Here is an 18480-nt window from a genome sequence, read left to right as displayed (position 1 = left end):
ATAATTTTGATTTTCGAAGAGTATTACCTTTCTAAGCGCACAAAAAAGCCCAGGGAAGCATCTCACTCCACCTAGGCTTGCGTAAGTCCACAAAAATAGACCAGCTCTTGAACATAGTCGACAATTTTTATCACACCATGGCCACAGTGCTTGATTGTCTCAATGTTTCAAAATATAGCCCACGAAAAACGACAAAAGTTCATCAATGAGCTTTGTTTTCCTGCTTAGAAAGGAGTGTATGATAAAAAATAGCTTGCTGAATGACAAGTTGCTTGTTCATTTGTTTTACTCCTTTCATATTTCTAAGCCTTATTCTACCATAATAAACATTCATGTCAAGGGATTTTTTTAAAAAACAGCCTGAATAGGCCGTTCCTTATTTATGCTGGTTTCTGGGATATTTTAAAAATACTTGTATTGGTAGAAATGTAAAATAGCCGATTTAATCGCATTTTAAATTTATTTTTACAACTCATTAATACATTCTTTTTTACTTTTGGAGCGAATTGGGGACAACGACTCCAATTTCCTCATCACCCCCTGCAGCTTCTCTGCAGTCTAACTTCTTCGTCTGTTTTAATTCGCAAAAAAATTAAAAAAATTGAGAATTATTTTTTTATCATGACTTTTTATTACTATAGTTGATTGATTTTATTTTAGTGATACAATTAAATCGAAAAATAAAACAAAGGAGATATTAATATGTCTACACAATATCGTTGCATTTGGAAAAAATTAGCAATTGCTTTGCTAATTTTTGTAACCGCTTTCTCCGCTATCCCTAGCCAAGCTAGTACCGGGAAGAGGATTAAGAAATTCCCGAGTACTTCACATATCGAACTTCGCACGGATGTTAGTAATATCCCTGGTACATTGCCATTTGATGGACAAAATAGACAACTTTCGCTTGGAGAGCTAGATAGTCTCAACCGACCTACCTATGCACATATCCAGCTCAGAGACCAAGACGAACCTACGCTGACACGAGAAACTTTAACATACAATCCTGTTGGTTGGTTTAATTACAAAGTACCATATAACGGGAAAAAAACTTGGTTAATGAATAGGGGGCATTTAGTTGGTTATCAGTTTAGCGGTTTGAATAACGAAGCTAGAAACCTGGTGACCATGACAGCCTACCTTAACACAGGAGCCCTATCGGGAGCTAATGATAGTAATCCAGAAGGAATGCTTTATTACGAGAATAGACTGGATAGCTGGTTAGCTTTACACCCAAACTATTGGTTAGATTATAAAGTAACTCCGGTATATCAAGACAATGAACTAGTCCCTCGTCAAGTGATTTTGCAGTATGTTGGTATTGACTCAGAAGGGCAGGCGTTACAGATTAGTTTAGGCGGCGAAAAAGAAGTAGTAGACAATTACGGTATTACTACCGTTACACTAGAAAATGTATCACCTTTAGCGGAAATTAACTATGAGACAGGCATGTCTCCTACTATTAGGTAAAAAATATAAGAGGCTGGCAAAACTAGCCAGTAAATGAAAACACAGATAGATTGAGCTGATTTTGATGAAATCCAGCCGAACTGTCTGTGTTTTTCTTTTTGTTGTTACTATCTTGGGCTAATTTTTTAGCCAATTTCGTTAAATTCATACTCATTAGGAGGTATCCTATCTCTGTTTCAACCACCTTTTATCCTCTGACATGGACTCTATGCACGCCAAAAACACCCTTCATCCTACCAAATACGGGTTCGACATCCACCTTGCGTTTGGCATAAATTGTCAGATACTGACTTGTCCAATAGTAAATTCTATCTGATTTTTTCATCTCAGTCTAATTTCCAGTTTTGGTGTTAGACTAGAACTTACTTTGGGAATTTACTGCACTCTCTTTTTCTTTTTATTTTAAAAAATCCATTGACATTTTTTTGAGATATGATATACTAGTCAAGTACTGCTGGTTTAGCTCAGTCGGTAGAGCGCATCCATGGTAAGGATGAGGTCGCCGGTTCAATCCCGGCAACTAGCATAGAATAACGTTAAAAACCCTTGATACACAGGGGTTTTTATTATGTCTTCTCCAATTTGCCCCAAATTTTTAGAAGATTTTTCTGACCTTGTCATTACTCTTCTCTTTTAATGATTCAAGCTGATGGGCATAGACCTTGAGTTTAATGTTTAAATTTTCATGTCCAAGTAATTGAGAGATAGAGATGAGCTCTACTCCTTGCGTAATCAGGTAAGATACGTAGGTAGATCTCAATGAATGTATATGAACATTTTGACCGACAATCTTCTTAATCAGAAGCAAAGACTCTATTCTGATTATTCTCAATCCAGTACTTTTCTTTATAGTCTTTCATCAACTTGACAGTATGATCATAGATAGGTATTTTACGCACTGAACTGGTATTCTTAGTCGGAGCAAAGTCAGAGATGGTATTGTAGTTATATATCTTGTTGACATCTATAATCTTGTTTTCAAAGCTGATGTCATTCCATGTCAGCCCCAATGCTTCAGCAAAGTGTATGTCTGTACCTGCTATTAGGTAGATAATGACGTAGGAGTGGTATCGAATATTCTGTCCGACACATTCGATAAGACTTGTATATTCGTTGATTTCAAGAAATTTTGCTTCTTTTGGTTCGGACTCTACTGATGAACGTATGGTAGTAAAATCGCAGAAATTCCGCTCAATAATGCCTCATGTACCGCCATCTTCACGGTTGCCTTTGCTTGATAATGGAACTTTTCAACTGTTTCCTGTGTGTGAGTACTGGCAAACTGATTCAGTACTTGTTGCTACATACTGTTGGTTATTTCGCATAGTTTCGTATTTTCGAAATATAATTTTATTTTCTTTTCTGTATACTCGTGTTTTTTCCAAGTAACCTGGCTGAGATTTGATTTTTTGTGAATTTGTGCCTAATTGCTACAGCATTCAAAATATGCCATTGATTTACCCTTTTTATTTTGTTAAAATGGGTGTAGGAAAGAGACCTACTGAAAAGCAGTTTTTTACTATACTTGTCACCCTACACTCAAATTTTACGACGGAGAGTGTTGGGATTTTTTGTTTTTTAAAAATAAAAGGAAATGAGAAAGAATTCGACTAGTCAAAAACATATGTAGGCTCGGGCTAAAATAGTCCACTGGACTGTTTCACTCCCACACCCGCACAACTCCAACATTCAGAGTAGTGACTGTTAAAGCCAATCAACCACTGCGCTGAGAGGTTGACACGAACTCTGAGAAGTGGCGCTGAACTTGAGCCCAGTCTCATCACGATATAGGACCAAGTCCTAAATGTAAACTTTATGGAGCTAAACTCCTGACAGTCATATTGTAGGATATTTTATAAATAAGTCAAGAAATTAGAATAAATATAGTTCTTTCAATTTGCCATACACTTTTACTTTTCTCAGACTAACTTCTAGAATGTCTGAAACTAGAACTTACTTTGAGAATTTACCAAAATAAAGAGAAAATAAGTCGTTCCTAAAAATTATCTGACACTTTTAAGGAATTGTGCTATACTATTGTTATAAAAATCACAAAGGAAACGATATGAAACTGCAAAACCTTCAAGTTGGACAATCTTATTTAGTCAAAGATTGTCTAACGCAAGATGATATTCGTAAACACTTAGCGCACTTGGGTTTAAAAGTCGGAGAAGAGATTCGCATCATTTCAAAAACCAAGACCAATGCTATTTTCCAAGTCAAGGCAAGCCGTCTAGCCCTAGATAGAGAAATTATTGAATCTCTGGTTTTAATAGAAAAGTCAGCTACGGAAATAATCAATCTATCTGAGGCACCTATTGGTAGCTCAGCTAAGGTCATGGACATCTATGCAACAGGTGCACTCCGTCGTCGCCTCATGGATATGGGACTTACAAAGAACACGCAGCTATTTCTCAAAAAAGTCGCTCCCTTGGGCGATCCAATCGAAATTACCTTGAGAGGATATGAGCTGACACTACGCAAATCCGAAGCGCAAATGATTGGTGTTCAAATCACAAGCGAGGTGAGGAAATGACAAAACACATCGCCCTTGCAGGAAACCCAAATAGCGGAAAAACAACTCTTTTCAACCTCCTAACAGGAACCAACCAACGTGTTGGTAACTGGCCTGGAGTCACCGTTGAAAGAAAATCTGGAACAATCAAAAAGCGAAAACATTTACTAATTCAAGATTTACCAGGTATCTACTCACTATCTCCCTACACATCAGAAGAACGGGTTGCCAGAGATTATTTGATAGCGGACCAACCAGCTGCTATCCTCAACGTACTTGATGCAACAAACTTGGAGCGAAATCTCTATCTGACCTTGCAGTTATTAGAAATGGGCCTTCCTACTGTTATCGCCCTCAATATGACAGATGCCCTGAAAAGTCAAGGTCGCTCAATAAACAGCGACCAGCTCTCCTATCAACTGGGAGTTCCTGTACAGCCTATCAGTGCACTAAAAAAGCTAGGTATATCCCAGCTCCTCCATGAAGTAGAAAAAATTACCAATCAGCAAGCCGAGCCAATCTATCCTCAGTATGATAAGCAATTTGAAGCCGGTCTCGCCCAAGTTATTGACCTATTATCGGATTCCATCCCAAATCATCAAAAACGCTTCTACGCCATTAAGCTACTCGAACAAGATCAAGTCGTTCTAGATCAATTGCAACTCAATGCACAAGACATGCTTGATTTGACCGAAATCATTGCCATTTTGGAAAAAATTTACGCAGACGATATGGAAGCCATTATCGTCAATCAACGCTACCAATTTATCGAGAAAATCACAGAACTGGTCACAAAAGACAGCGATAAGGCTTTTAACCTGTCTGATAACATAGACCAACTTGTTACCAATCGTTTTCTTGCCCTCCCTATCTTTGCGGCAGTCATGTGGCTGACCTACTTCCTGTCTATTCAAACGGTTGGCACAATGGGGACGGACTGGGTAAATGATGTCCTCTTCGGAGAGCTTGTTCCAGGCCTTATTCAGGAAAATCTAGATCGATTTGAAATCGCTGGCTGGCTACAATCTCTGGTCCTTGATGGCATTATTGCAGGATGCGGAGCCATTCTCGGTTTTGTACCACAAATTTTCGTCCTCTTCGTCTGCTTGGGAATCTTGGAAGACATCGGCTATATGAGCCGAGTCGCCTTTGTCATGGATAGGATTTTTAGACGTTTTGGTCTATCAGGCAAATCCTTTATTCCCATGTTGATTTCCACAGGCTGTGGCGTTCCTGGAGTCATGGCAAGTCGGACTATTGAAAATGAACAGGACCGAAAAATCACCATTATGACAGCAACCTTCATGCCCTGTTCTGCTAAACTTCCTATCATTTCGCTGGTAGCCGGTGCTTTCTTTCCTGACAATCCTTGGATTGCTCCAAGCGCCTATTTTGTCGGTATGGCCGCCATCGTCCTATCCGGAATGGCACTAAAAAAGACCAAGCAGCTCGGTGGAGTCGCAAGCCCCTTTATCATGGAATTACCATCTTATCACTTACCGAAACTCAGTACGGTTCTCCGGTATGCATTCGATAAGGCACTTAGTTTTATCAAACGAGCTGGTACCATTATATTTGTGACCAACATCATTATTTGGTTCAGCAGTTCCTATAATTGGTCCTTACAAATGGTAGAAACAGATGAGAGTATCTTAGCCTCCATTGGACGCAGTTTTTCTCTCCTCTTTGCCCCACTTGGTTTCGGAAATTGGCGAGCAACTGTTGCAGCCATTACAGGTCTCTTAGCCAAGGAAACCGCCATTGCCACCTTTGGTATCCTCTATAAATTAGGAGAAACAACCGAAGAAAATCCCGAACTCTGGGGGCTTTTACAACAAGACTATACAGCATTATCAGCCTATTCCTTCCTAGTCTTCAATCTCCTCTGTGCCCCTTGTTTTGCGGCTATTGGTGCCATTCACCGTGAAATGGGAGAAGCTAAGTGGACATGGATTGCTATCGGTTTCCAAACAGGTTTAGCCTATGCAAGTAGTTTGGTTATCTATCAGATTGGTCTTGTACTTATCTACGGACAATTACCGACCGTCTGGACATTTATCGCTATCTTTCTAATTATCACAGCCATCTACAGCCTAGTGAAAAAACCAGCCAACACTCTTCCAATCGTCACGCTAAAAACATTAGAAAAAGGAGAATATTAATGCCCACACTTATCCTCTTTCTCATCATCGTCATCTTATTTTCTCTTGCTATTCGCAGTCTCATCAAAGGAAAAGGATCCTGCGGAGATTGTTCCTGCGACTGTACTATTAAGCAAGAGATGAACGAATCTTCTCACCATAGACATCCATAACAAAAAGGTCTGCCTCATTATTGTGCAGACCTTTTTACATGTAGCTTGTCTATTAAATTTTTAAGTAGCGGTTCATGGAAATGACTGACCCCAAGGAACCAATAATAATACCAATTACAAAAAGTGCGCCAATCATTCCTGGAACAAAGACATTCATACTAATCAGAGACAAATCTTGACTAGCAAGACTAGCATTTACCGAAGTATAAATCATCTTATAAAGAGAATAGACTAAAGCAGAAGGCAAAATAGCTCCGAGGAGACCTACCCAGGCACCTTCCCAGAGGAATGGTCCACGAATATAACTGTTTTTAGCACCAACCAGACGCATAATCTGAATTTCACGGCTACGAGAAATAATGGTAATTCGAATAGTATTGGAAATCAAGAAGACCGCTGTAAAGAGCAATAAACCAGTCGCTGCTAATCCCCATGTACGAACTAGATTAGCTAATTTAAAAATACGTTCCGTTTCAACTTCCCCATCGCGTACCTCTGTAACACCATCAATTTTAGCAATCTCTGCTGCAACAGTTTTTACATACTGCGGTTCAGTCGTATCAATGATATAAGCATCGTAAAGTGGATTGGCATCTCCTTGGAATAGGTTCCAAGTATCTCCCAAGGTAGCTGTTAATTTCTGCAACTGTTCATCCTTACTTGAATAAGTGACAGATTGTACATTTTCTAAGGCTGTAATCTGATTATACACCTTTTTATAATCTGGATTAGCTACCGTCTCTCCTGCTTCGTTCACAATCGTCTCAGCTTGATCGGTTGAGTTCGCTCTCAAATACACATTGATGCGTACATTCTGTTCCAAATCCGAAGCGAGCTTTGCCGTGTTCAAAATAACTGAAGCAAATAGACCAACCAAGGTAAGGGTAATGGCTACAGATGAAATGGCTGCAATCGTCATCCAACCATTTCGCTTCAAACTCTTCAATGACTCAATAAAGTGTCTAAAAAATCGATTACTCATCGTATCCATATTCTCCTTCCGCTTCATCACGTACTACACGACCATCTTCAATCGCAATAACACGATGACGAAGTGTATTCACAATCTGACTATTGTGTGTCGCCATCAAAATCGTTGTCCCCTGTAAGTTAATTCGCTCCAATAGATTCATGATTTCCCAAGAGTTTTCAGGGTCCAAGTTACCAGTTGGTTCATCAGCAATCAATACTTTAGGATTATTTACAATGGCACGGGCAATAGCAATCCGCTGTTGCTCACCACCTGAAAGTTCATTTGGGAAAGAACGAATCTTGTGCTTCAAACCAACCAAATCTAAAACTTCCATTACGCGTTTCTTGATATTCCGTGGTTTCTCACCGATAACTTCCATCGCATAAGCAATATTTTCAAAGACAGTCTTTTTAGGTAAGAGTTTGTAGTCTTGGAAAACCACTCCTACACTACGACGTAGAAGAGGAACATCTCTCTTTTTAATTTTTGCAAGGTCAAACTTACCAACCTTTAAACTCCCCTTATCGAGCTTTTCCTCCCGATACAAGAGTTTGATAAAGGTTGACTTACCTGCACCAGAAGGACCTACAATGTAGGCAAATTCTCCCGCTTCAACATTGACTGATACTCCGCGAAGGGCAGTCGTTCCGTTTCCATATTTCTTGGAAACGTCTTTCATTTCTATTATTCCCATAGGATTTCCTGTCTTAGACAGTCCTTTCTTTAGATTTGAGAACGTTTTTTTCAAAATACAGTCCGTATTCTCTCAAAAAACTTCCTTGATGAGCGAAAAACTATCTCTTATATACAAGCACCTCACTTGTAAATACAGGTTCTTAGCTAATTCGCCATTTTAAATAAGCATCTATAAAGCCGTCCAAGTCACCGTCCATAACCTTATCGACTTGAGCCACCTCATAACCAGTACGATGGTCTTTTACCATTGTATAAGGTGTAAAGACATAAGAACGAATCTGACTTCCCCAAGTGATTTCTTTCTTGTCTCCCTTGAGTGAGTCTACTTCTGCCGCTTTCTTCTCCTGCTCCAATTGATACAATTTAGCCTGCAAGAGTTTCATTGCACGGTCTCGGTTTCCATACTGAGTACGGTCAACTGTGGACTGAGTCACAATCCCTGTCGGAATGTGCGTCAAGCGAACACCTGTTGAGACCTTGTTGACGTTCTGTCCACCAGCACCGCCTGACCGGAAGGTATCCATCTTCACTTCATCATCTCTGATTTCAATTTCAATGGTATCGTCCAACTCAGGCATTACCTCTACAGATGTAAAGGAAGTATGACGACGCTTAGCTGAGTCAAAAGGTGAGATGCGCACCAAACGATGAACACCCATTTCTGACTTAAGCAAGCCATAGGCGTTTGGCCCAGTAAAGCTTAGGGTTACGGACTTAATACCTGCCTCATCGCCAGCTTGATAATCCAATGTTTCAACTGTAAAACCTTTGGCATTTCCATAACGCTGATACATCCGCAGAAGCATTTCTCCCCAGTCTTGTGCCTCGGTACCACCCGAACCTGGATGGATTTCCAAAATCGCATTATTGTGGTCGTAGGGTTCTGACAACAATAGGGTCATCTCGTAAGCAGTCATGGCTTTGTCCAATTCTGCCAACTTCTCAACCAGTTCATCCCGAACAGACTCGTCTTCTGCTAGAAAATCTAGCAAAATTTCGGATTCATCATATAAATCCAACATCTGATGGAAATTTCCATAAGTATTTTTTAATTCATTCAACTCCTGAGACGTCTTCTGGGCTGCCAAATTATCATTCCAGAAATCTGGCTCCGTCATCTTGTTCTCAAGAATGGCAATCTCTTCTTCCAGACCTTCTAAGTCAAAGAGACCCCCTAAAGGAAGTTAATTTTTTGCCAAGTTCTTCAATCTTTTGGCGAATTTCTGCTGTATCCATATACACCTCATTTTTATTCATAATCTTTATTATATCACATTTGTAAATCCTTGACCATGTTGAGAAAGGCCGCTTGCTCCGCTATAACATCATCATTGTCTGATGAAATGCCTGCAATAAAGTCTACCATCTCATCATTGGGTTGTTTAACCAATTGCCCCAAGGCCCAGATAGCCGTTGCCATGTGGACCGGATTTTGTTTTTTATCGATGATTTCTAGGAGTTTGGGAATAGCAGAGCGATCATTACTATTAGCCAAGGCTATGATGGCATTGCGCTGGAGAATATTTTTCCCCCGCCAAGAACCAGCAATCATGCCAAATTTTTCCTTGAACTGCCCATTTGACAAGTCCAAGAATGGAATCAGCTCAGGCTCTGCCAAATCAGGGTCGATCTCCACCACAGGTGGACTGGAAATTCCCTTGTTGTAAGGACAACAAATCTGGCAAATATCACAACCATAGATGACCGTCTTGATTTTCTTACGAAACTCCAAGTCCATCATACCCTTATCCTGTGTCTGAAAGGACAGACAACGACGAGCATTCATAGTCGTGTCACCTAATAGACAAGACGTTGGACAGGCTGCAACACAACGATTGCAATCGCCACAGTCATAATCTACTGGTTGATCCGGTTCGATGTCCAGGTTGGTCACTAATTCTCCTAGAAACATATAGGAACCAAATTCCTTAGAAATGACTAGCCCATTCTTCCCGATAAAGCCAATTCCTGCACGACGAGCGACCGCTGTATCCACCAAAGCTCCTGTATCTACCATAGCCTTGTATTCCAAACTATCCGTCAGTTTCTCAATTCCCCGTGCCAACCGCTCCATCCTATCTTGCAAGATATAGTGGTAATCAAGCCCCCATGAACTAGGGGTAATCTTTCCACGTTTGTATTGGGTCTTCTGCGGTTTGACAGGCAAATGTCGAGGATAAGCTACCGCGATAGAAATGATGGTTTTGGCAGATTCTAACGACAGTTTGGGACGGATACGTTCTTCAATGTTCTTATGTTCAAATCCTGACGAACGCCCCTCTTCCTGACTAGCACGAAGTGATTTCTCCAAATAAGCAAAATCATCAGCCGTTGTAAAACCAATCTTCGAAATTCCGATTTCCTGAGATAATTTAATAATCTCTTCCTTAATATTCATTATATTCATTTTAGCAAACTTTGGATATATTTAGCAAGACCTACATAGCTAAATAAGTTATTAATATAACAAAAAACGTTAGCGCAAAACAAAAAATATTCATACGAACATAGGCCTTCTCCCGCCAAATACTGGTCAAGACATACATGACATTAATACCGATTGCTCCCCCTAAGCCGTTAGCCAGTAAATCGGTTATATCTGCAACTCCAAGTAAAAGAAAATATTGCAGAACCTCAAAACAGAGACTCACTAACATAATCAAACATAGATTAGCCACCCACGATGCCTTGCGAAATAGCATTTCCATATAAATACCAAAGGGAATAAAACTTACAATATTAAATAGAATTTCTGGAAAATCCAGCGCTCCATCATAGACTGCTGTTCCTGCAAACGGAATTAAGTTTATACTAGCATAACCATAGCGTCCATATAAGATGCTCAAGTCCATCTTAAAGACAATCATCCAAGTAAGTAAAAGGAGATAGGCAAAAAATAAAAACATACTCATTTTCTTTGTCTGCATAGAAATTCTCCTCTCAACTAGCATATTTTCTCATTATATCATAAATGCTGTTCCATAAAATGTCACTTCTGTGACAAAGCTCGTTCCATATTACAAGTACTTTACATCCTGCTAAAAAACAGAAAAGGAAGACAATACCAAGCCTCCCCTTATTCAAAAAAATATCTTACTTAAAATGTCTGATTGCTATGCTGAAAAGCCTTATATTGATGGATTTGTAGCATCAAACGCTCAAAGTTCGCCTCCTTACATGCTCGCATGATTAAGAAGCAATCAATAAACTTCCACAAATAAAGTCCCAAAAATAACAAGAACCCAATCAAGATAAATAGCGTAACAAAAGATACTGCAAAAGCAATCAGCTTGGCAAATCCCAATTCTTTATTCCCGACATAAAAACGGTCGACACCAAACTCACCGAAGAAAATAGCCAAAATAAGAGCGACAAGAGGGTGACGCATCTCAACCATCATAAGAACGTTTAAAGCCTCATCATCTAAATCTTCTAGTTCTTTTTGCAGAATGAATAACTTATCAGATGGCAAATAACTGCTTTTACTTAAAATATAATTCTGAAGATAATTCATATAAACTCCTACCTCTTCAAAATTATAGCAGTTTCTTATTCTTCAAGCAAGCCTACAGGGGAAAACAGTGTCAGAAAACGTTTACATATTTTCTTTTTTTGCTATAATGAAACTAGATTACAAGGAGGTTCATATGAGAGTTACTATTCATTATCCAAAACCTATCAAACAACTATCCTCCCAAAAACTTCCACTCCTGGTAGATGGAAAAATTGCTGGGACAGTTACTCAAGGAAAAATTCTAAGCTTACCAATTACACAATCATCTGTTACACTAAGCGTTCGAGGGGATAAAAAATCAAGCATTCAAGTTAAAGACGGCGATAGGGTCCAAATAGTGGAAAGTAGTAGGTACTTCACTCTCTACTATTTCAGCTTGGCTATCGTACCAATCGCCTTACTGTTTAACTTACCAACTCTTGTCAAAACCATCCTTCTCATACTAGCACTAGCCATCACTTTATTGGGACAAGAAATCTTCCCAAAATACATTATCAGTACAGAAAAAAGCTCAGACCACTAAATCTGAGCTTTTCCTTTTTTTCTTAATAAAAATTAGATAGCTTTTTCATCTAAGCCCAACTTACGTTGTACAAATTTAACAATTTCTACAACGCAAACCATGAGACCTGAACCAATTACTGTTACCATCCACTGAGTCGGAGTCAAGATTGAAACCTTGAAGAAGGTGTTGAATCCTGGAATCACAACAGTTGCCATCAAGAGCAAGAAGGCAGCTACGATAGACCAGTTAAAGAGTTTGTTCTTGAATGGACCAACGGTAAAGATAGATTGGTAAACAGACTTAACGTTGAAGGCATGTACCAACTGAATCAATCCAAGAGTAACATATGCCATCGTAAGAGCATCTGCATGAATTTCTTCATAAGTGCTGTGTTCTGGGTAAAGCAGTGCAAAACCATAGACACCAAGTACCAATGCTGTTTGTAGAATACCCTGATAGACAATAGAGCTCAAGACACCACCTGAGAAGAAGCTTGAGTTACGACCACGAGGTTTGTGCTGCATAACACCTGGTTCAGCAGGTTCAACACCAAGGGCGATCGCTGGAAGTGTATCTGTTACCAAGTTAATCCAAAGAAGATGAACTGGCTCCAATACGTCCCAACCAAAGAGGGTAGCAAGGAAGATACACAATACCTCAGCTGTATTGGCTGACAAGAGATACTGGATCGTTTTTTGGATGTTTGAGAAGACCTTACGTCCTTCTTCCACCGCAACGATAATAGTCGCAAAGTTGTCATCTGCAAGGACCATATCAGAGGCACCTTTAGATACTTCCGTACCTGTAATCCCCATACCGATACCAATGTCGGCAGTCTTAAGTGATGGCGCATCGTTAACACCGTCACCAGTCATGGCAACAACCTTACCATCATTTTGCCAAGCTTTTACAATACGAACCTTGTGTTCTGGAGATACACGAGCATATACAGAATATTGCTTGAAGACTTTCTGGAACTCTTCATCTGTCAATTCGTTGAGCTCTGCACCTGTAAACACATGGTCTTCTGTATCATTTGGATCGATGATGCCAAGACGTTTTGCAATCGCCTCAGCTGTATCTTGGTGGTCACCTGTAATCATGATTGGACGGATACCAGCTTCCTTAGCGACACGAACAGCTTCCGCCGCTTCAGGACGCTCAGGGTCAATCATACCAACCAAACCTGAGAAGACAAGGTCGTTTTCAACAACGTCAGATTCCAATTCAGGAATAGCATCCACATACTTGTATGCCATCATCAAGACACGAAGGGCTTGTTTAGCCAACTCTTTGTTAGTTGCAAGAATAGCTTGTTTATCCGCATCGGTAATCGGACGGATTGTACCGTTTTCTTCAATTTGCGTTACACGTTTGAGCAATTGGTCTGGAGCACCTTTAACAGCTACGAAGAAGTTTCCAGCAGCTTGTTGGTGAACGGTTGACATCAATTTACGTGTTGAATCAAATGGCAATTCAGCCACACGAGGCTCAGATACCAAGACTTCACGAACGTCAAAGTTTTGATCCAAACCAAATTGAACAAGTGCCGTTTCAGTTGGGTCACCAATCAATTTACCAGTTGGGTCAACTTTTGTATCGTTGGCAAAGTTCATAACACGAAGCGTTGTATTGCTTGCATCCAAAGCTTCTTTAGCATCCACCAATTGACCGTTTGTATAAACTTTTTCAACAGTCATCTGGTTCATAGTCAAAGTACCAGTCTTATCTGATGCGATGATTTCAGTTGAACCAAGTGTTTCAACAGCTGGCAACTTACGGATGATCGAGTTACGCTTAGCCAAGACCTGTGTACCAAGCGAAAGAACCACTGTAACAATAGCTGGCAAACCTTCAGGAATGGCCGCAACCGCAAGAGCTACAGAAGTCATAAGAGCAGGTAAGATACCTTCTCCACGTACAAATACCGAAACAGCCATCGTTACCGCAGCAATTACAAGAACTGCATATGTCAAGACTTTTGATAACTGGTGCAAGTTTTGTTTCAATGGTGTATCAGTCTCATCAGCATTGGCAAGCATACCAGCAATATGACCAACTTCAGTGTACATACCTGTATTTGTAACCACACCAAGACCACGTCCGTAAGTAACGTTTGAGTTTTGGTAAGCCATGTTGACACGGTCACCGATTGGTGCATCCTCAGCCAAAACTGCTGACAAATCTTTATCAACTGGTACAGACTCACCTGTAAGAGCTGCCTCTTCGATTTTGAGGGAGTTAGCTTCCAACAAACGCATATCGGCAGGAACAACATCACCTGCTTCAAGCAAGACGATGTCACCTGGTACCAAGTCTTTAGAATCAACCTCGACTACATGATTGTCACGAAGCGCACGCGCAACTGGGCTTGACATGTTTTTTAGCGCCTCAATGGCTGCCTCAGCTTGCCCTTCTTGATAAACACCAAAGGCAGCGTTCAAGATAACCACGGCCAAGATGATAATGGCATCTGTCAAACCGTGTGAACCTTCTGTAATCACCGTCAAGATTGCTGCTGCAATCAAGATAATAATCATCAAGTCCTTAAACTGATCCAAGAATTTAGCTAAGAGTGTGCGTTTTTCACCCTCATCCAATTCGTTACGACCGTAGTCTGCTAGACGTTTGCTTGCCTCATCACTAGACAAACCGTCCAAAGAAGACCCCATGCTTGACAATACTTGCTCTTCGCTCTGTGTATAAAACAAATCGCGTTTTTGTTCTTTTGACAATTTCTTTCTCCTTCTCAGTCTCTTTTTCACCTAATAAATAAAAAAGAGACCTGTTTTATTAAAACAAGTCTCGCTATTTAATATATTGCCGGAAACAAGTCGGATTGACGACAATATCACGGAAATTTCCGCTAGCTACTCCCTCGATTTGTTAACTATTATATCAAAAATCCCGAGAAATTCAAGAATATTTTTCTGGAAATAAGAGATTATTTCCACGAGATTTCCAAATCATAGGAAGCAAAAACTTGCTGGTTCTCCAATCCCTTTAATTCATATTGCAACTGGACACTTTGATCCGAACGGTTTAATTGGTAACGTTTTGTATCGGTCACAAAATGCTGGATTCCTAACGGTGTAGGAATAGTCACAATAGCTTCTTTACCAGAAATGAATCGCATAATAGACTTCGGAGTGGAAAAGCGTGTCATCACTAACTCTTCTTCGTCACATTTTATGACAACTTTTTCAGATTCATCGTTACTATAAATGAGATAGAGATTGCCGTCTTTTTCCTTGACCTCCACTTGAAATTGCTGATCCACTACCTCAATCTGCCCATCCAAATCAATTTCATTTCGTAAATGAATATCCATAGGTCCTCCTACTATTTTTTAATCCTAGCAACAAAGGAAGAACGAAGTAGAGTAAAGCCTGTATACGCTGCAATGAAGACAACCAAAATTTTTAAATTATTAATATCTAAATTTGATAAGAAGAAAGCGGCTGTCAAAACACCCAGCACCCCACCGACAATGATTCCTGGAACTCCTGGCCAGTTTACTCGTCCTGATTGGATAAACTGCTTGGCACCAGCTGTCATAATCATAGCAGCATTCAACATCATGACCGGAAGAGCAACCGCTGGACTAATTCCCATCAATGAGAAGAAGATTAACTCAGGAGCATAGTTACCCAGCCCCATACTCATCAGCATTCCCACCATAAAATCAAAGGCAATACCAACAGCCAGTTTCCAACCAGTTAAGCCCTTTACTTCATTGGTAAGATCTGCGCCAGGGTTAGTAATCATGCGATAGACCATGAAACAGGCTGCAATAATTAGCAAAATCCCAAGAATTCGTTGAACTTTCTTTGTATCCCATTTTTGAGTTACCTTGGCACCAACAAAGGCACCTGTAAATGCCGCTGCTGCCATAGCAATCAGAGTGACCATGTCAACCTCAACTATCGTAATAAACAATAGCGCCTCTACTAAGACTGGTATGATGTGCGCCGTTGTCATGGTCGCAGGAATTTTACGATCGTCTTCCACCAACTTTGTCAGTTTAAACATAGTGGTTGTCGTTGCAAAGGTTCCAATCCCCAAGGTATCTAGCAAATCAGTAACATAACCGATACCAAATCCTGTCCAAAATTTCTCTTTTAGAGAAATATCGTGCTTTTTAGCATAGGATAGAATTATGTAAAGCATCCAAAGAATCAGGGCTACAATAAAGACCTGAATAGTTAATAAGATAATTTGATTATTCATTTCTCCATTATACCAAAAGATTCCTTTGGATACATAGCAATATCCTTGTATTTTAGAAAAATCAGGAATTTATCTCCCTTTTTTGTTATAATAAAACTATGATAGAAAAAGTATTTCGCGATCCAGTTCATAACTATGTACATGTTGATCATGAGCTGATTTATAAACTTATCAATACAAAAGAATTTCAGCGACTACGCCGCATCAAGCAACTAGGGACTACTTCCTATACCTTCCATGGTGGCGAGCATAGCCGCTTTTCGCACTGCCTTGGCGCCTACGAAATCGCCAGACGGATTACTCAAAAATTTGAAGACAAGTATCCACAAATCTGGGATACAAATGAGTCCCTACTGACCATGGTTGCTGCGCTACTCCATGATGTCGGACACGGAGCCTATTCTCATACCTTCGAGCGTCTATTTGATACAGACCATGAGGAAATGACCTGTGCTATTATTACTAGTCCAGAAACGGAAATCAATGCTCTGTTGAAACAAGTTTCGCCTGAGTTTCCAGACAAGGTTGCTAGTGTTATCAAACACACCTATCCAAATAAACAGGTCGTTCAACTCATTTCGAGCCAGATTGATGTTGACCGAATGGATTATCTATTACGAGATTCCTACTTCACAGGAGCGAACTATGGTGAATTTGACCTAACTAGGATATTACGTGTCATTCGCCCGACAGAAAATGGAATTGCCTTTAAAGAATCTGGTATGCATGCAGTAGAAGACTACGTTCTCAGCCGCTACCAGATGTACATGCAAGTCTATTTTCATCCAGCAAGCCGCTCTATGGAAGTCCTATTGCAGAATTTACTCAATCGTGCCAAACTACTATATACTAGTGAACAGGAGTTTTTTGCACGAACTTCACCTCGGCTATTACCTTTTTTTGAGCATCGTATCCGTCTAACCGACTACCTCAGTCTGGATGATGGAGTTATGAATACTTACTTTCAATCATGGATAGATGGACCAGATCGTATTTTATCTGACTTAGCCCAGCGCTATATCAATAGGAAAGTGCTCAAATCCATCACTTTCAAGGCCGAAGAAGAGGAAGCTTTGGACCGCCTGCGTAGCCTGGTCGCAGATGTCGGTTTTGACCCAGAATACTATACTGCTATTCACCACAACTTCGATTTGCCGTATGACATTTACCGTCCGAATGCAGAAAAGAAACGGACTCAAATTGAGATTTATCGCAAAGATGAAACCTTGGTAGAACTATCCTCTCTATCACCAATTGTTCACTCCCTATCAGGCACAATCCACGGCGATAGCCGTTTCTATTTCCCAAAAGAAATGTTAGAAGAAACAGGGATTTTCGCACCTCAAATAGCTGATTTTAACAGCCATATACATAACGATCATTTTATAATTGGAGAATCAAATGAGCATTAAACTTGTCGCCATCGATATTGATGGTACACTACTAAATAGTCAACACCAAATTACAGCTGAAGTACATTCAGCAATCCAAGAAGCAAAAAAAGCAGGCGTTAAAATTGTTATTGCTACTGGTCGCCCCATTTCCGGTGTTCAAGCAATTTTAGAAGAACTCAATCTTACAGAAGCAGGTGACTACGTCATCACTTTTAACGGTGGCTTAGTCCAAGATGCAGCAACTGGTGAGGATATTGTCAAAGATACCTTGACTTATGAGGATTATCTCGACATCGAATCTGCTGCCCGTAAACTCAAGCTCCCAATGCATGCCAGCACCAAGGAAGGTATCTATACTGCCAACCGTAACATCGGTAAATACACCATTTACGAATCAACACTAGTAAGTGCACCCATTTTCTATCGCACTCCGGAAGAAATGGCTGACAAGGAAATCATCAAAACAATGATGGTTGATGAGCCAGAAATTCTTGATGCTGCTATTCCACTTCTACCGACCAGCTTGACTGAAAAGTACAACGTAGCAAAATCAGCACCATTTTATTTGGAAATCACCCCTAAAACTGTTAACAAGGGACAAGCTATCATTCATCTGGCTGAGAAGCTTGGACTAACAATGGATCAAACTATGGCCATCGGTGACCAAGAAAATGACCGTCCAATGTTGGAAGTTGTTGGTAATCCTGTTGTCATGGAAAACGGAAATCCTGAACTGAAGAAAATCGCCAAATACATTACGAAGTCAAATGATGAGAGCGGTGTAGCCCACGCTCTGAGAGAATGGGTACTGAAATAGCCTCTTAAAATAGCAAAAAAAGCATCGGATTCAAAATCCGATGCTTTTTGCT

18 protein-coding genes, 1 tRNA gene and 1 pseudogene are annotated in these 18480 nt (G+C 40.1%); 8 read left to right on the top strand and 12 right to left on the bottom strand.

Annotation, left to right across the window (positions count from 1 at the left end; translation table 11 throughout):
* Nucleotides 1-702 precede the first annotated feature (702 nt).
* Nucleotides 703-1470, top strand: a complete 768-nt coding sequence (locus tag ODU39_RS05665) for a DNA/RNA non-specific endonuclease (RefSeq protein WP_105148304.1) — start codon at nucleotides 703-705, stop codon at nucleotides 1468-1470.
* Between the two features lie 91 nt (nucleotides 1471-1561).
* Here ODU39_RS05665 and ODU39_RS05660 read toward each other — a convergent pair.
* Nucleotides 1562-1747 (bottom strand): annotated as a pseudogene (locus tag ODU39_RS05660) (transposase); the annotation flags it as partial.
* A gap of 176 nt (nucleotides 1748-1923) precedes the next feature.
* Here ODU39_RS05660 and ODU39_RS05655 point away from each other — a divergent pair.
* Nucleotides 1924-1996 (top strand) — tRNA-Thr (locus tag ODU39_RS05655).
* Between the two features lie 69 nt (nucleotides 1997-2065).
* Here the strand turns inward: ODU39_RS05655 and ODU39_RS05650 are convergent.
* Together ODU39_RS05650 and ODU39_RS05645 are read right to left on the bottom strand one after the other, a co-directional pair.
* On the bottom strand, nucleotides 2066-2278 hold the full coding sequence (locus ODU39_RS05650; protein ID WP_172080339.1) for a tyrosine-type recombinase/integrase: 213 nt from the start codon (nucleotides 2276-2278) through the stop codon (nucleotides 2066-2068).
* Nucleotides 2265-2588, bottom strand: coding sequence for a tyrosine-type recombinase/integrase (locus ODU39_RS05645; protein ID WP_261292161.1), 324 nt, complete (start codon nucleotides 2586-2588; stop codon nucleotides 2265-2267). The genes ODU39_RS05650 and ODU39_RS05645 overlap by 14 nt, the downstream gene beginning before the upstream one ends.
* Before the next feature lie 947 nt (nucleotides 2589-3535).
* Here ODU39_RS05645 and ODU39_RS05640 point away from each other — a divergent pair.
* From ODU39_RS05640 to ODU39_RS05630, 3 genes are read left to right on the top strand one after another with little or no spacing between them, the layout of a single operon-like run.
* Entirely contained in the window at nucleotides 3536-4006 is a 471-nt protein-coding gene (locus ODU39_RS05640) for a ferrous iron transport protein A (RefSeq protein ID WP_014735592.1), read from the top strand.
* Nucleotides 4003-6147 carry a ferrous iron transport protein B gene (gene feoB / locus ODU39_RS05635; protein ID WP_398579814.1) on the top strand — a complete coding sequence of 715 codons (2145 nt, stop codon included), beginning with the start codon at nucleotides 4003-4005 and terminating at the stop codon, nucleotides 6145-6147. The genes ODU39_RS05640 and feoB overlap by 4 nt, the downstream gene beginning before the upstream one ends.
* The gene (locus tag ODU39_RS05630) at nucleotides 6147-6299 is read left to right on the top strand and encodes a FeoB-associated Cys-rich membrane protein (RefSeq protein ID WP_085461704.1); all 153 of its coding nucleotides are present in this window, start codon (nucleotides 6147-6149) and stop codon (nucleotides 6297-6299) included. Before feoB ends, ODU39_RS05630 begins: the two co-directional genes overlap by 1 nt.
* Before the next feature lie 52 nt (nucleotides 6300-6351).
* Here the strand turns inward: ODU39_RS05630 and ftsX are convergent, their stop codons facing one another.
* The 6 genes from ftsX to ODU39_RS05600 all read right to left on the bottom strand — a co-directional run bounded on the left by ftsX (nucleotide 6352) and on the right by ODU39_RS05600 (nucleotide 11482).
* Nucleotides 6352-7281, bottom strand: a complete 930-nt coding sequence (gene ftsX / locus ODU39_RS05625) for a permease-like cell division protein FtsX (RefSeq protein WP_161940660.1) — start codon at nucleotides 7279-7281, stop codon at nucleotides 6352-6354.
* Nucleotides 7274-7966, bottom strand: a complete 693-nt coding sequence (ftsE, locus tag ODU39_RS05620; protein WP_002936190.1) for a cell division ATP-binding protein FtsE — start codon at nucleotides 7964-7966, stop codon at nucleotides 7274-7276. Before ftsE ends, ftsX begins: the two co-directional genes overlap by 8 nt.
* A gap of 142 nt (nucleotides 7967-8108) precedes the next feature.
* Nucleotides 8109-9204 (bottom strand): peptide chain release factor 2 gene (prfB, locus tag ODU39_RS05615; RefSeq protein WP_105135597.1). Its coding sequence is split into 2 segments (ribosomal slippage): nucleotides 8109-9131 and nucleotides 9133-9204, totalling 1095 coding nucleotides; the frame shifts between segments, so codons are not numbered across the junction.
* Between the two features lie 34 nt (nucleotides 9205-9238).
* The gene (gene queG, locus ODU39_RS05610; RefSeq protein ID WP_398579813.1) at nucleotides 9239-10366 is read right to left on the bottom strand and encodes a tRNA epoxyqueuosine(34) reductase QueG; all 1128 of its coding nucleotides are present in this window, start codon (nucleotides 10364-10366) and stop codon (nucleotides 9239-9241) included.
* A 40-nt stretch (nucleotides 10367-10406) separates the two neighbouring features.
* Nucleotides 10407-10895 (bottom strand): VanZ family protein, encoded by a 489-nt coding sequence (locus tag ODU39_RS05605; RefSeq protein ID WP_398579812.1) that lies wholly within the window; start codon nucleotides 10893-10895, stop codon nucleotides 10407-10409.
* Between the two features lie 170 nt (nucleotides 10896-11065).
* A complete protein-coding gene (locus ODU39_RS05600; protein ID WP_024411787.1) occupies nucleotides 11066-11482 on the bottom strand; it encodes a TM2 domain-containing protein in 417 nt (138 codons plus the stop codon).
* Between the two features lie 133 nt (nucleotides 11483-11615).
* Between ODU39_RS05600 and ODU39_RS05595 the strand changes: the two genes are divergently transcribed.
* Nucleotides 11616-12005, top strand: a complete 390-nt coding sequence (locus ODU39_RS05595) for a hypothetical protein (protein WP_398579811.1) — start codon at nucleotides 11616-11618, stop codon at nucleotides 12003-12005.
* 32 nt (nucleotides 12006-12037) lie between these two features.
* On the opposite strand, the gene ODU39_RS05590 is transcribed toward ODU39_RS05595, so the two are convergent.
* The 3 genes from ODU39_RS05590 to ODU39_RS05580 form a co-directional block, all read right to left on the bottom strand.
* Nucleotides 12038-14722 carry a cation-translocating P-type ATPase gene (locus tag ODU39_RS05590; protein WP_398579810.1) on the bottom strand — a complete coding sequence of 895 codons (2685 nt, stop codon included), beginning with the start codon at nucleotides 14720-14722 and terminating at the stop codon, nucleotides 12038-12040.
* Nucleotides 14723-14931: 209 nt separating this feature from the next.
* Nucleotides 14932-15318 carry a DUF1934 domain-containing protein gene (locus ODU39_RS05585; RefSeq protein ID WP_398579809.1) on the bottom strand — a complete coding sequence of 129 codons (387 nt, stop codon included), beginning with the start codon at nucleotides 15316-15318 and terminating at the stop codon, nucleotides 14932-14934.
* An 11-nt stretch (nucleotides 15319-15329) separates the two neighbouring features.
* Nucleotides 15330-16217 carry a TSUP family transporter gene (locus ODU39_RS05580; protein WP_172027479.1) on the bottom strand — a complete coding sequence of 296 codons (888 nt, stop codon included), beginning with the start codon at nucleotides 16215-16217 and terminating at the stop codon, nucleotides 15330-15332.
* Nucleotides 16218-16315: 98 nt separating this feature from the next.
* On the opposite strand from ODU39_RS05580, the gene ODU39_RS05575 reads away from it, so the two are divergent.
* Both ODU39_RS05575 and yidA read left to right on the top strand, forming a co-directional pair.
* Nucleotides 16316-17629: an HD domain-containing protein gene (locus ODU39_RS05575; RefSeq protein ID WP_002936179.1), complete on the top strand. Its 1314-nt coding sequence runs from the start codon at nucleotides 16316-16318 to the stop codon at nucleotides 17627-17629.
* Complete coding sequence (gene yidA / locus ODU39_RS05570) at nucleotides 17619-18428, top strand: sugar-phosphatase (protein ID WP_024377408.1); 810 nt, start codon at nucleotides 17619-17621, stop codon at nucleotides 18426-18428. The genes ODU39_RS05575 and yidA overlap by 11 nt, the downstream gene beginning before the upstream one ends.
* Nucleotides 18429-18480 lie beyond the last annotated feature (52 nt).

This window comes from Streptococcus sp. 2021WUSS126 (assembly GCF_044427255.1).
Lineage (GTDB): Bacteria > Bacillota > Bacilli > Lactobacillales > Streptococcaceae > Streptococcus > Streptococcus hashimotonensis.
Note: the sequence above shows the minus strand (reverse complement) of the source record. Positions and strands in the feature narration are given on the sequence as shown.

Bases quoted from the DNA above. Each gene is read 5' to 3' on its own strand.
- queG (WP_398579813.1), bottom strand. From the start codon at position 10,366: ATGAATATTAAGGAAGAGATTATTAAATTATCTCAGGAAATCGGAATT.
- ODU39_RS05605 (WP_398579812.1), bottom strand. From the start codon at position 10,895: ATGCAGACAAAGAAAATGAGTATGTTTTTATTTTTTGCCTATCTCCTT.
- feoB (WP_398579814.1), top strand. From the start codon at position 4,003: ATGACAAAACACATCGCCCTTGCAGGAAACCCAAATAGCGGAAAAACA.
- yidA (WP_024377408.1), top strand. From the start codon at position 17,619: ATGAGCATTAAACTTGTCGCCATCGATATTGATGGTACACTACTAAAT.
- ftsE (WP_002936190.1), bottom strand. From the start codon at position 7,966: ATGGGAATAATAGAAATGAAAGACGTTTCCAAGAAATATGGAAACGGA.
- ODU39_RS05665 (WP_105148304.1), top strand. From the start codon at position 703: ATGTCTACACAATATCGTTGCATTTGGAAAAAATTAGCAATTGCTTTG.
- ODU39_RS05580 (WP_172027479.1), bottom strand. From the start codon at position 16,217: ATGAATAATCAAATTATCTTATTAACTATTCAGGTCTTTATTGTAGCC.
- ODU39_RS05630 (WP_085461704.1), top strand. From the start codon at position 6,147: ATGCCCACACTTATCCTCTTTCTCATCATCGTCATCTTATTTTCTCTT.
- ODU39_RS05600 (WP_024411787.1), bottom strand. From the start codon at position 11,482: ATGAATTATCTTCAGAATTATATTTTAAGTAAAAGCAGTTATTTGCCA.
- ODU39_RS05585 (WP_398579809.1), bottom strand. From the start codon at position 15,318: ATGGATATTCATTTACGAAATGAAATTGATTTGGATGGGCAGATTGAG.
- ODU39_RS05595 (WP_398579811.1), top strand. From the start codon at position 11,616: ATGAGAGTTACTATTCATTATCCAAAACCTATCAAACAACTATCCTCC.
- ODU39_RS05640 (WP_014735592.1), top strand. From the start codon at position 3,536: ATGAAACTGCAAAACCTTCAAGTTGGACAATCTTATTTAGTCAAAGAT.
- ODU39_RS05575 (WP_002936179.1), top strand. From the start codon at position 16,316: ATGATAGAAAAAGTATTTCGCGATCCAGTTCATAACTATGTACATGTT.
- ftsX (WP_161940660.1), bottom strand. From the start codon at position 7,281: ATGAGTAATCGATTTTTTAGACACTTTATTGAGTCATTGAAGAGTTTG.